The sequence below is a fragment of the Vibrio sp. ES.051 genome, from assembly GCF_002563795.1.
Classification (GTDB): domain Bacteria; phylum Pseudomonadota; class Gammaproteobacteria; order Enterobacterales; family Vibrionaceae; genus Vibrio.
Genome location: NZ_PDJL01000004.1, coordinates 1236567 through 1249526 on the forward strand (window position 1 = coordinate 1236567; position 12960 = coordinate 1249526).

Sequence of the window (12960 nt, forward strand, 5' to 3'; positions counted from 1 at the left end):
TAACGGATGAAACTTATCAAACGCTCCGACAGTGTGAGCAAAGAAACGAATCAGCTTGGCGTTTCTCGTCGTGCATTCATGAAAAACACTTCGCTTGCCGCTGGTGGCGCCGTGGTTGGTGCTAGTCTATTCGCACCGGGCATGATGAAAAAAGCGCAAGCGAAATCGGTCGATCCAGAAGCGAAAACAGAAGTAAAACGTACTATCTGTTCTCACTGTTCGGTGGGTTGTGGGATCTACGCAGAAGTTCAAAATGGGGTTTGGACGGGTCAAGAACCTGCCTTCGACCACCCATTTAACGCTGGTGGTCACTGTGCAAAAGGCGCAGCACTGCGTGAGCATGGCCACGGTGAGCGTCGTCTTAAATACCCAATGAAGCTTGAAAATGGTAAGTGGAAAAAACTTTCTTGGGATCAAGCCATTGAAGAGATCGGTAACAAGGTGATGGACATTCGTAAAGAGTCTGGTCCTGATTCAGTTTACTTCTTGGGTAGTGCGAAGCACAGCAATGAGCAAGCGTATTTGTTCCGCAAAATGGCATCACTTTGGGGGACTAACAACGTTGACCACCAAGCGCGTATTTGTCACTCAACAACAGTGGCGGGTGTCGCGAACACTTGGGGTTACGGTGCGATGACTAACTCTTTCAATGACATGCACAACTGTAAGTCGATGCTGTTCATTGGTTCTAACCCTGCAGAGGCGCACCCAGTAGCGATGCAGCACATTCTGATCGCGAAAGAGAAGAACAATTGTAAGATCGTAGTCGCGGATCCTCGTCGTACTCGTACGGCGGCAAAATCCGATCACTATGTTTCTCTTCGTCCTGGCTCTGACGTGGCGTTCATTTGGGGTGTGTTGTGGCACATTTTCGAAAACCAGTGGGAAGATAAAGAGTTCATTCGCCAACGTGTTTTTGGTATGGATGAAATCCGTGCTGAGGTTGTGAAATGGACGCCAGCAGAAGTTGAGCGCGTAACAGGCGTAAGCGAAGAAGACGTTTACCAAACAGCAAAACTGCTTTCTGAAAACCGTCCGGGCTGTATTGTTTGGTGTATGGGGGGGACTCAGCACACCACAGGTAACAACAACACACGTGCTTACTGCGTACTTGAACTTGCTCTGGGTAACATCGGTAAATCCGGTGGCGGTGCGAACATCTTCCGTGGTCATGATAACGTACAAGGCGCAACAGACCTTGGCGTATTGTCTGATACGCTTCCTGGTTACTACGGCCTTTCTGAAGGCGCTTGGCGCCACTGGTCAAAAGTGTGGGAAGTTGATTACGAGTGGGTGAAAGGTCGTTTTGATGATACCGCTTACAGTGGTCAAAAACCAATGCACAGCGCCGGTATTCCAGTCTCTCGTTGGGTGGATGGTGTTTTAGAAAACAAAGATAACATTCGTCAGCGTGAAAACATTCGCGCCATGTTTTACTGGGGTCACGCTGTGAACTCTCAGACACGTGGTGTTGAGATGAAAAAAGCGATGCAGAAACTCGACATGATGGTGATTGTCGATCCTTACCCAACAGTGGCCGCGGTAATGAGCGATCGTACCGATAATGTTTACTTGCTTCCTGCAACGACTCAGTTTGAGACTTACGGGAGCGTGACGGCATCTAACCGTTCTCTGCAATGGCGTGATCAGGTTGTCGAACCTTTGTTTGAGTCAAAACCAGATCATGAAATCATGTATCTATTGTCAAAAAAGCTGGGTTACTCAGACTTGTTGTTCAAAAACATCCGTGTAGAAAACAACCAACCTTTGATTGAAGATCTCACTCGCGAGTTCAACAACGGTATGTGGACGATTGGTTACACCGGTCAAAGCCCTGAGCGTCTAAAAGCGCATCAACAAAACTGGCATACATTCCACAACACTACGCTAGCAGCAGAGGGGGGGCCTGTTAACGGTGAAACCTACGGTTTACCTTGGCCGTGTTGGGGGACACCTGAAATGAAACACCCAGGCACTCACATTCTTTATGACACCTCTAAAACGGTGGCAGAAGGTGGTGGCAACTTCCGTACGCGCTTTGGTGTGGAATTTGAAGGTAAAAATCTGCTAGCGGAAGACAGTTACTCAAAAGGCTCTGAAATCAAAGATGGTTACCCAGAATTCACTGACAAGTTACTTAAGCAGCTCGGTTGGTGGGATGATTTAACCGCTGAAGAGAAATCGGCAGCTGAAGGAAAAAACTGGAAAACTGACCTTTCTGGCGGTATCCAACGTGTAGCGATTAAGCACGGTTGTATCCCATTTGGTAACGCGAAAGCGCGTGCGATTGTTTGGACATTTCCAGACCGTGTGCCACTGCACCGTGAGCCACTCTATACGCCTAGGCGTGACCTTGTCACGGACTACCCTACATGGGATGACAAAGAGGCGATTTTCCGAGTACCTACGCTATACAAATCTATTCAAGAGCAAGACAAGTCTGGTGAGTACCCAATTGTTCTCACTTCTGGACGCTTGGTTGAATACGAAGGTGGCGGAGATGAAACCCGTTCAAACCCTTGGCTTGCTGAGCTTCAACAAGAGATGTTTGTCGAGGTGAACCCGAAAGATGCGAACGATCTTGGCTTTAGAGATGGTGACGATGTTTGGGTTGAAGGTGCAGAGAAGGGCCGTATTAGAGTGAAAGCGATGGTGACACGTCGTGTTAAACCTGGTTTAGCATTCATTCCGTTCCACTTCGGCGGTGAATTTGAGGGTGAAGATCTTCGCTCTAAATACCCAGAAGGTACACAACCGTATGTAAGTGGGGAGTCTGCCAACACGGCAACCACTTACGGTTACGATCCGGTTACTTTAATGCAAGAAACCAAAGTAACCCTATGTAACATTCGTAAAGCGTAAGGAGTCTAACCATGGCACGAATGAAATTTCTATGTGACACCAAACGCTGTATCGAGTGTAACGGCTGTGTTACTGCATGTAAGAACGAAAACGACGATGCGCTAGAATGGGGCATTCAACGTCGTCGCGTTGTTACGCTAAATGATGGTGAAGCGGGTGAGAACTCGATCTCTGTAGCGTGTATGCATTGTACGGATGCACCTTGTATGGCGGTTTGTCCGGCTGACTGTTTTGAGTATACAGAAGATGGCATCGTACTTCATAACAAAGACTTATGTATCGGTTGTGGCTACTGCTTGTTTGCTTGTCCGTTTGGTGCGCCTCAGTTTCCTAAACAAGAAGCATTTGGTGAACGCGGCAAAATGGACAAGTGTACCTTCTGCGCGGGCGGTCCTGAAACTGAAGCAGGTTCTGAAGAAGAGCGTCAAAAGTACGGTGCGAACCGTATTGCAGAAGGTAAATTACCGATGTGTGCATCACTATGCTCAACAAAAGCATTACTGGCCGGTGACGCAGAGAAGGTCTCTGACATTTTCCGTCAACGTGTTGTTGAGCGCGGCGCGAAAAACGCAGGTTGGACAGACGGTAACGATCTTTCTTACGATGCGACGAAAAGCTAAGTAGGGAGAGGCACATGTTAAACACGCTTAAACGTGCGTCTCTAGTAATGCTGTCAATGATGACGGCATTACTTCTGACTTTTGCAATGCAGGCTTCTGCAGAGGAGCAGTCTTCTAAAGTAGTACAACAGGAGATGACACAGCTCGCAGGAGCAGATTACTGGCGCCAAGTCAGAGAGGGACAAGAAGGCTATACCACATCACAATCACCAGAGCATGGTGTGTTAATCAGTAAACCTGGTGAAACTTGGTATATTCTTAAAGAAAAATGGATGTCTCCTGCTGGTGCTGTCGCGATTTTCGGCAGTATCGCAATGGTAATTATGGCTTATGTATTTGTAGGTCCGCTAATGCTAAGCAAGCCACGTACTGGCAAAAAAGTGAAGCGTTGGTCCCGTTTGGATCGAGCTCTTCACTGGAGTATGGCGTTTACTTTTTTAACGCTGGCCTTCAGTGGTTTGATGCTCGTTTACGGTAAGCATTTCTTAAAACCGTATGTTCCAACCGAGTTTTGGGGCTTTATTGTCATGTTGGCGAAACAGTACCACAATTATATGGGGCCGTTGTTCTTCGTCTTACTGATACTTGTTCTACTGAAATGGTGGCGTAAGTCAATTCCAAACATGACTGACGTACGTTGGTTCATGAAAATGGGCGGTATGGTTGGTAAGCACAAAGGCACACACCCCTCTGCGGGGTTCTCAAATGGCGGTGAGAAGGCAATCTATTGGTTATTGATCTTCTTCGGTATTATCGCTGCGATTAGCGGCTTGATTTTAGACTTCCCCATTTTTGATCAAACTCGCCGTGATATGGAGCTGTCGAACCTAGTTCATGCGATTTCAGCGCTAATTCTCATCTGTGGCTTTGTCTTCCATATCTACATCGGTTTGTTCGGAATGGAAGGGGCGCTAGAAGGCATGGTGACCGGCGAAGTTGATGAGACATGGGCAAAAGAACACCATGACCTTTGGTACGAAGAAGTGAAGTCTAAAGAAGCGATGGGCGAAGCTGAGTCAAAACCAGCTGCAGAGAAAGGAGCGAAAACGAATGAACAAACATCATAACGGGATTTGGATTGCGTACATCCTGAGCTGTTTGACCCCGTTTACGTTTTTGGTCTCAGGCGTTATTGCAATTATCTATGCTGGTTACCGTTTAGATAAGGGAGAAGACAGCGAGGTAGTGATTTCTCACTATTATGGTTTGATTCGAACTTTCTTTCTTTATTTGACGTTTTTTGTCGTGCTAATTGTAACGGTTGCAACTTCTAACGGTGTTTTAATTGGAGTTAGCGACTATTGGGTACAAAACACGTTGATTGAAAACATCGCGTACTTCATCCCTTGGGTTGGAATGTTGTTTGCGGCTTTAGCCATCTTTGTTTGGTTGATTCGTATGTTCCAAGGTATGCAGCAGCTGCGTCATAATCAGCCACATAGACCGTCGACAGGGCCAAACCTTTAGTTAATCTATACTACTTAAAATAGCCATTAAAGAGGTTATGCCGTTCACTTAAAGTGAGCGGCATTGCTCCGCTCTTCTAGCAATTTCCTTTCTTCGCTTGCCCTGGAGGACAAAAGTCACCATTGCCTCGGTGTTTATCGTCATTCGTGCTGACTTTTACTTTTACATCGTCTATTTCGCCTTCAACGTTGGTTAGCTGACAACCCGCTAAAGTTGTAAGTAATATAAGCGCCAGAGATACTTCTCTCATTGCGATTCCTCAAAAAATATAATTTTAACCGTGATCATTACGACCATAGTCTAATCCATATTACTACTGTTGCTATTCTTTCAGTGTTAAGCTAATGAAAAAGAACGACAAGGATAAGTTATGAATTTCCCGTATAGAAATATTGTAGTACTTACTGGGGCTGGTATCTCTGCCGAATCTGGTATTCAAACATTTCGTGCTCAAGATGGTCTCTGGGAGAATCACCGAATTGAAGATGTGGCAACACCTGAAGGATTTGCTCGCGATCCGGACCTTGTTCAAAACTTTTATAATCTACGTCGTAAAAAACTCCAAGACGAAACCATATCACCGAATGCGGCACATAAGGCCTTGGGTCACCTTGAGGCTGAATTAAAAGGCAAAGTGACGGTAATCACTCAAAATATAGACAACCTTCACGAAAGAGGCGGCAGCCAGAATGTAATTCACATGCACGGTGAGCTTCTAAAAGCCCGATGCAGTGAATCGAATCAGGTCATTGAGCATAATGGTGATATTGCAACTGGCGAACTTTGCCATTGTTGTCAGATGCCTTCTCAAATGAGACCCCACATTGTTTGGTTTGGAGAAATGCCTTTAAGAATGGGGGATATTTACGCTGCGCTGGAAGAGGCAGATTTGTTTATTTCCATAGGAACTTCTGGTGTGGTATATCCGGCGGCGGGGTTTGTTCATGATGCAAAAATGCATGGTGCTCATACGATTGAAATTAACCTTGAGCCTAGTGCAGTAGAGAGTGAGTTTGAGGAAAAGCGCTACGGAAAAGCGAGCATTGAGGTGCCAAAATTAGTTGACGAGATATTGGCTCTAGAAGGAAAAGATAGGATGTAACAAGTCCCACAGGCGAGAGCGCTTGCCTTGTAAATGAGAACAAAAAAGCGGCTCATGAGCCGCTTTTCATCTCTTTAAAACTAACGAATTAGTTGTTCACTTTTAGCTTTTGGAAGTACTCATCGTACATTACGCTCGCTTCGCCAACTTCGTTTTGCCATGTTCCGTTGTCCATCACTTCTTGTGGTGGGAAGATGCTTGGATCGTTAGCAAATTCCTTAGGGAGGAGGTCATGCGCTGTTCCAACTGGAGTAGGGTAACCAATCTCTAGAGCAATCTTCGCTGCGTTCTCTGGACGTAGTAGAAAGTCGATCATCTTATGGGCGGCATCTGCGTTCTTCGCGCCAGCAGGGATGGCAAGGCTATCCATCCAGAGGATAGTGCCTTTTTCGGGCCAGATGATGTCAATGTTCGCGCCTTCTTGACGAGCTATGTATGCAGAGCCGTTCCACAACATACCAAGAGAAACTTCACCGGCTAAGTATGGGTTTGCTGGGAAGTCTGAGTTAAATACCAAAACGTTTGGCATTAACTTCTTCAATTCTTCGTACGCCGCTTTGATTTCGTCTGGGTTCGTCGTGTTCGGAGAGTAACCAAGCTTAGTCAATGCGATGTGAAAGACTTCACGAGAGTCATCCATTAGCATTAGTTGACCTTCCCACTTACTATCCCAGAAATCATCCCATTTAGTCACAGTCGACGTGTCTAGCATATCTGCATTGATACCAATACCGGTCGCACCCCAAATATAAGGAATAGAATAGTTATTATTTGGGTCAAACGGTTTATTTAGGAAATTAGTATCAAGTTCGGAAAAGTGAGACAGTTTCTCTTTATCGAGCTTTTGCAGCATGCCTTCTTTACGCATTTTAGAGACGAAATAGGTAGACGGTACTACCAAGTCGTAGCCAGAACCTTGGGTTTTCAGTTTTGCGTACATACTCTCGTTAGATTCGTATGTAGAGTAAATAACTTTAATTCCAGTTTCTTTTGTAAAGTCTTCAAGAACTTCGTTTGGAATGTATTCCGACCAGTTGTAGAAATACAGTTCTTGATCAGCAGCTATTGCAGGGGGAGCGATGAGCGTCGCTGCACATAGAGCGCTTGCGTAGAATTTACTTTTCATTTGTTTTCCGTTTTGTTTCGCGATTGGATAAATCAATACTAGTGGTAGTTATCAAGTTGAGCCAAATCGCATTAAGCACAAATCTGTTTATTTAGCTCGAACACGGTTATCTAATCGTTATGAGATAATAGAGCCAAACAAACCTAACAACGTACAATTATATCAGCCAATTACAAAAATAGGCAGCGTATTGCTACCTATTTTCTTTCAGTCGATGGCTTGTTATGTAAGCTTATTGTCCCGCTTTCAGCTTCAGGAAGTAATCTTCGTACTTGACGGTTAGGTCACCAACCGCATCTTGCCATTCAACTCGATCAAGGTCTTCTTGAACAGGGAATAGTGGTGCAACCTCTTTAAACTTAGCGTTCGATTCCGCCACGGCCGTTAGATAGCCAGTATCACGAGAGATTTGCTCTTCAATTTCAGGCCGCAGTAGAAAGTCGATCATTTTATGTGCCGCTTCTACATTTTTCGCACCGGAAGAGATAGTAAAGTTATCAACCCAACCGATACCACCTTCTTTAGGAAATACGAGTTTAAGGTTCAGGCCTTCATTTTGAGCAGCTGCAGCGCTGCCGTTTCAAAGCATACCAACGCCCACTTCACCAGACATGTAAGGTGCGCCAGGATTATCAGAGTTAAAAACTAGAACGTTGGCATCAACTTTTGTAGCTCAGCGTACGCTTCATCAATTTGGTTAGGGTCTTTTGAGTTGCCTGAATAGCCAAGTTTACGCAGAGCGATGTGGAAGACTTCGCGAGTGTCGTCCATCAGCATTACTTGGCCTTCAAGCTCGGGCTTCCATAGATATAGATATAGAGCTGCCCAGCTTTGGAAGTTGTTTGGATCGTACATATCTGCGTTAATCGCTAGACCTGTAATCGCAACAACGTGTGGAATAGAGTAGCCCATTTTTTCATTGACGTTAGCTCCAAACCAAACGTTGTCCAAATCATTTTGGACGGTAGATAGAAAAACAGAATGGTATGTAACCATTCTGTTTCGTGATGTTAACGGATATGGGTTTTACTTTACTTTTTCTCTTGCGAGCAACTGAGAAATTACGACAAGAATTAAAGAAACCACCAACATGACCGTTGCAAGAGCATTCACTTCCGGTGAAATACCCACCTTAACCATCGAGTAAATTTTCAATGGTAGGATTTCATACGTTGGACCTGTTACGAACGAACTAATAATTACGTCGTCCAGAGACAGGGTAAAGCTAAGCAGCCAACCTGCCGCAACTGCTGGTTTTGCAAGAGGAAGGATAATCTGTTTCAAGATAATCCATTCACTTGCGCCAAGATCTTTTGCTGCTTCTAACATCTTCACATCGAAGCCATTTAAGCGGCTGTATACGGTTACCACGACGAATGGCAAACAGAAGGTGATGTGAGCAATTAATAGAGTAAAGAAGCCTAGCTGTGCGCCTAAGACTAGGAACAGAGCAAGTAATGAAATCGCCATGACGATATCTGGAGACATCATTACGACAAACAGCATACCGTTTACTGCCCCTTTACCTTTGAACGAGTAACGGAATAGGGCAACAGCGGTTAAGCTACCAATGATGGTTGCCGCTGTCGCTGAAAACACCGCCACGTTCAATGAGTGCCATGCCGCCTGCATTAAGCTGTCGTTGTTGACTAAGGTTTCATACCATTTGGTGGTGAAACCGCCCCATTTCATACCAAATTTATTAGCGTTAAATGAGTTTACGATTAGTACAACGATTGGTAGATACAAAAATGCATAAACCAACGCCATAAAGCTAAATCTAACTGTGCGTCCCATTAGTTTAGCTCCACTTTTTTATTCAACAACTTGCCTGCTCGATAGTAAGCGTACAGCATTACCGCCATTGCAAAGGTGAGGGCGATACTCGTCGCTGCCCCAAATGGCCAGTCACGTGCATTCAATACTTGGCTCTTAATTACGTTACCGATCAATAAGTTCTTCGCGCCGCCTAGAAGGTCAGAAATGTAGAACATCCCCAAAGCAGGCAGAAGAACTAATAAGCAGCCACCGATAATACCAGGCATTGTTAAAGGCAAAATCACTCTGGTTATCGTTTGGAACTTGTTTGCTCCGAGATCTTTTGCCGCCTCGATGTATGTGTTGTCTAACTTCTCAATCGCTGAGTAAAGCGGCAGAATCATAAATGGAAGCAAAATATACACAAGGCCAATCATTACCGCCGTTTCGCTGTACATAATACGCATCGGCTTATCGATGATTTCCATTGCCATCAGCGACTTGTTCAAAATGCCCTGTGTGCCTAGAACAATCTTTAGTCCGTAAGTTCGAATCAAAGAGTTCGTCCAAAATGGTACGATCACCAAAAACAACATAAATGGACGCCATCTTTCAGGCATTTTGGCTACGATGTAGGCAAATGGATAGCCAATCACTAAGCAGAACAGGGTTGCCACAATTGCCATGTAGAACGAGTGCATCAGCACTTTCGCATATAATGGGTCTAACAGACGCAGGTAGTTGTCGAAAGTGAATGTCATTTCGATTAAGTTTGCTTCATCACGCGTTAAGAAACTGGTACCGATAATCATTAGATTTGGAACCAACACGAATAGTGTTAGCCAACCCACTACGACGGCAATGATCGCGTTCTGAAGATTAATCTTCTTGCTTATCATTGAGTACCACCTCCCAGCTTTCAACCCAAGTAATAGCGACTTTCTGGCCGAGTGAGTGGTCCACATCTGGATCATCTTCGTTAAAGAACTCACTCACCATTACACGCATACCTGAATCTAATTGAATGACAGAGTCTAACGTCATACCTTTATAAGTACGCTCAGTTACGTGACCTACAATGCCTTTCTCTTCAGATTCTTTAATCTCTTCAATACGTAAGTCTTCAGGGCGAAGTAGTACTTGTAGTTTGTCGTCTTTCTGTGCTTCCTTATCGTAGTAAACGACGGATTCAACACCTTCAATTTCTGCGCGGATGCGTTTGTCATCGATGCGCTCTAGCATGGTTGCATTGAACACGTTGATCTCACCAATAAAGCGAGCAACAAACAGGTTCTTAGGTTCTTCGTAAATCTCACGCGGAGAGCCATCTTGTTCGATAACGCCATCACGCATCACGATAATGCGGTCTGACATCGATAAGGCTTCTTCTTGATCGTGTGTTACAAAGATGAAGGTAATACCAAGTTGACGCTGAAGTTGCTTTAATTCGATCTGCATTTGCTTACGTAGTTTGTAATCCAGCGCAGAGAGCGATTCGTCGAGCAGCAGCACTTTTGGCTTGTTAACGACCGCACGTGCAATTGCGATACGCTGCTGTTGCCCACCAGAAAGTTGATGCGGCTTACGCTGGGCCATTTTCTCGAGACGAACCATGCGTAATGCTTCCATTACTCTTGGTTCAATTTCTGCGGCAGGCGTTTTCTGCATACGAAGACCAAAAGCGACATTGTCAAATACGGTCATGTGTGGAAACAGTGCGTAACTTTGAAATACGGTGTTGACGTGCCTTTGTTCAGCAGGAACCTGTGTTACATTTTGGTCATCCAAAATGATTTGACCGTTATCTGCCGTTTCAAACCCTGCGATCATGCGTAAAACTGTTGTTTTACCACAACCAGAAGGGCCAAGAATGGTCAGAAATTCGCCATGATTAACATCCAGATTTAAATTACCGATGATTTCCTTTCCATCGAAACTTTTACTAATACCAGATAAACGAATAACTGGTTTTCCTGCTTGCGGTTTTGCGTTCAACGTCTGTATTTCCCCCACGTTCAAGTTGGGCTTATTCCCACTGATGTGACACTAGCCATTCACTTTGAGGCGCGCATCATAATCACCAAAGTTGTGAAATTAAAGAGTTTTCTCATCTTGAAACAGAAAAAATTTTGCAGGAAAAAGTAATTATTCCTTACCATACTGTTTTATAAGATTAATTGGTATTTAAGCTCTGTTTGATAGTGTTACGCTTTATTCAACAATTGTTTCTAATTTCATACCTACTGAGTGGTCAATTATCAAGCACATAGTAGAGATTGCAAGGGTAGGGTGTGAGTTATGGATGTTAGACGAGGAAAGATTTCTTTATAATGATGGTCAAATTAATTGACTGGTATTCCAGTAAAAATTTCACAAGTTAATCTTGGATAATATATGAACGACGATTTTGAGAAAGATTTCAATCTTGGGGGGAGTGTCGAACGAGCTTTGTCTGGCGACTACGAACTGAAAGCAGGTGCTGTTTTCAGTGAGGCTTGGCGAGCAACGATTCAACACTTTTTATCATTTTCTCCCGCCATTATTGTACTGCTTTTTGTCCAGTTAGGGATTTTCTACATTGCATTACAACTACAGCTCGGCGACCCAAGTATTATTTTGGACGCGATAGAAAATCCTGAGTCTTTCACAAGCGATATCGTGTCAGCTATTTATGTCGCGAACTTTAGCTATGAGGTTATCAGTGCCCCTATCTATGCGGGCATCAGTTTGATGGCGATGAGCCATGTGGCTGGGTTAAAAACCAAGTTACGTCACGTTGGTAAAGGGTTACAATTTACGATTCCAGTCATTTTAGCCACATTGATGAGTTTAATGCTCCAAGGGGTCGTGGGTATGATTTTACCGCCATTATCCTTATACCTATCTTTAGCATTTAGTCATTCTATCTTGTTAATTTGTGAGAAAAGAATTCCCCCAATGCAAGCCTTATTGCTTTCGCTTCGTGCTATCAACAAGAAGATTTTTGTTGTTGCAGGGCTTTTCTTGGGTGTGATGTTGATGTTTATTGTGGCAGCTATGTTCTACGGTATTGGTTTGATTTTTGTGTTGCCGTTCTTTTTCCATTTAAAAGGGGTGCTTTATCGCGAAATGTTTGGTATTAAGCTCAAGATCGTAGCAGCACAGAAAAATGACAATGATCACGACGGTGATTCAAAGGTGTTTGATGCCTAAATCTTTAAAATTAATGAGTTTACGATTGGCGGCGACCTGCATAGCCGTCACTTTCATTTCCATAGGTCCGTATTTACACTACGAGCAACAGTTTAAATATGTTGAGAATCCTGATGTGCTGTCCGAGACAATTAAGCATGTCGATTTGTCTCATTTGCCATACATTGGTGATATCCCTGACTTCAACGCAATAAAAGACACCAAAGAGAAAAAAGCGGCGTTTTTTGATTTCTTAAGACCTAAGATAGCAATTGAGAATCAACGAATTCGTCATGAACGAACGTTTCTTACCTCTTTAAAGCTAGGGAGAATCACTCAAGAACAAGAAGAGTACGCACAGCGATTAGCGGCTCTGTATTCTTTGCCTTTGAGCGACAACAAGGTTGATCAAGCGTGGCTGGATGAAATGCTTGTGCGAGTGAATGTCTTACCAGAAGCATTGGTTCTAACTCAAGCAGCAAATGAATCTGCGTGGGGCACTTCTCGTTTTGCTACTCAAGCGAACAACTTGTTTGGTCAATGGTGTTATAAGCAGGGCTGTGGAATTGTTCCTGCGCAACGTGGCGCTGGCAAAGTTCATGAAGTTAAAAAATTCGATTCTGTACAGCAGTCGGTTCATGGCTACTTTATGAATGTCAATCGAAACCCAGCGTATGCTGAACTGCGTGAAATCAGAGCTTCTCTAGCCGAAAAGAACAAAGACCTGTTATCGGTCGCAACGGCGTCAGAGTTAACTCATGGATTGCTAGCGTATTCTGAACGTGGCATTGCTTATGTACACGATCTTCGCGCTATGATTCGTCATAATAACGCCTACTGGACACAATAAAATA

The 12960-nt window shown here is 44.2% G+C and carries 12 protein-coding genes and 1 pseudogene; 7 read left to right on the forward strand and 6 right to left on the reverse strand.

Annotation, left to right across the window (positions count from 1 at the left end):
* Nucleotides 1-6 precede the first annotated feature (6 nt).
* From ATG66_RS12145 to ATG66_RS12160, 4 genes are read left to right on the forward strand one after another with little or no spacing between them, the layout of a single operon-like run.
* Nucleotides 7-2862, forward strand: a complete 2856-nt coding sequence (locus tag ATG66_RS12145) for a formate dehydrogenase subunit alpha (RefSeq protein ID WP_098415543.1) — start codon at nt 7-9, stop codon at nt 2860-2862.
* Between the two features lie 11 nt (nt 2863-2873).
* Nucleotides 2874-3482, forward strand: coding sequence for a formate dehydrogenase FDH3 subunit beta (fdh3B, locus tag ATG66_RS12150; RefSeq protein ID WP_098415544.1), 609 nt, complete (start codon nt 2874-2876; stop codon nt 3480-3482).
* A 14-nt stretch (nt 3483-3496) separates the two neighbouring features.
* A complete protein-coding gene (locus ATG66_RS12155) occupies nt 3497-4549 on the forward strand; it encodes a formate dehydrogenase subunit gamma (protein WP_098415545.1) in 1053 nt (350 codons plus the stop codon).
* Nucleotides 4533-4949 carry a hypothetical protein gene (locus ATG66_RS12160; protein WP_098415546.1) on the forward strand — a complete coding sequence of 139 codons (417 nt, stop codon included), beginning with the start codon at nt 4533-4535 and terminating at the stop codon, nt 4947-4949. The genes ATG66_RS12155 and ATG66_RS12160 overlap by 17 nt, the downstream gene beginning before the upstream one ends.
* Nucleotides 4950-5025: 76 nt before the next feature.
* Here the strand turns inward: ATG66_RS12160 and ATG66_RS20830 are convergent, their stop codons facing one another.
* A complete protein-coding gene (locus tag ATG66_RS20830; protein ID WP_179885650.1) occupies nt 5026-5199 on the reverse strand; it encodes a hypothetical protein in 174 nt (57 codons plus the stop codon).
* 120 nt (nt 5200-5319) lie between these two features.
* Between ATG66_RS20830 and cobB the strand changes: the two genes are divergently transcribed.
* On the forward strand, nt 5320-6051 hold the full coding sequence (gene cobB / locus ATG66_RS12165; protein WP_098415547.1) for a Sir2 family NAD+-dependent deacetylase: 732 nt from the start codon (nt 5320-5322) through the stop codon (nt 6049-6051).
* A gap of 88 nt (nt 6052-6139) precedes the next feature.
* Here the strand turns inward: cobB and ATG66_RS12170 are convergent, their stop codons facing one another.
* The 5 genes and pseudogenes from ATG66_RS12170 to potA form a co-directional block, all read right to left on the reverse strand.
* Nucleotides 6140-7177 carry an extracellular solute-binding protein gene (locus tag ATG66_RS12170; RefSeq protein WP_098415548.1) on the reverse strand — a complete coding sequence of 346 codons (1038 nt, stop codon included), beginning with the start codon at nt 7175-7177 and terminating at the stop codon, nt 6140-6142.
* A 232-nt stretch (nt 7178-7409) separates the two neighbouring features.
* Nucleotides 7410-8086: pseudogene (locus ATG66_RS12175) on the reverse strand (extracellular solute-binding protein); the annotation flags it as partial.
* Nucleotides 8087-8203: 117 nt separating this feature from the next.
* A complete protein-coding gene (gene potC / locus ATG66_RS12180; protein WP_098415549.1) occupies nt 8204-8974 on the reverse strand; it encodes a spermidine/putrescine ABC transporter permease PotC in 771 nt (256 codons plus the stop codon).
* Complete coding sequence (potB, locus tag ATG66_RS12185; RefSeq protein WP_098415550.1) at nt 8974-9834, reverse strand: spermidine/putrescine ABC transporter permease PotB; 861 nt, start codon at nt 9832-9834, stop codon at nt 8974-8976. The genes potC and potB overlap by 1 nt, the downstream gene beginning before the upstream one ends.
* Nucleotides 9815-10930, reverse strand: a complete 1116-nt coding sequence (potA, locus tag ATG66_RS12190) for a spermidine/putrescine ABC transporter ATP-binding protein PotA (protein ID WP_257145736.1) — start codon at nt 10928-10930, stop codon at nt 9815-9817. Before potA ends, potB begins: the two co-directional genes overlap by 20 nt.
* Nucleotides 10931-11329: 399 nt before the next feature.
* On the opposite strand from potA, the gene ATG66_RS12195 reads away from it, so the two are divergent.
* Together ATG66_RS12195 and ATG66_RS12200 are read left to right on the forward strand one after the other, a co-directional pair.
* Complete coding sequence (locus ATG66_RS12195; protein ID WP_098415551.1) at nt 11330-12127, forward strand: hypothetical protein; 798 nt, start codon at nt 11330-11332, stop codon at nt 12125-12127.
* Complete coding sequence (locus ATG66_RS12200; protein ID WP_098415552.1) at nt 12120-12956, forward strand: glucosaminidase domain-containing protein; 837 nt, start codon at nt 12120-12122, stop codon at nt 12954-12956. The genes ATG66_RS12195 and ATG66_RS12200 overlap by 8 nt, the downstream gene beginning before the upstream one ends.
* The last annotated feature ends 4 nt before the right edge of the window (nt 12957-12960 follow it).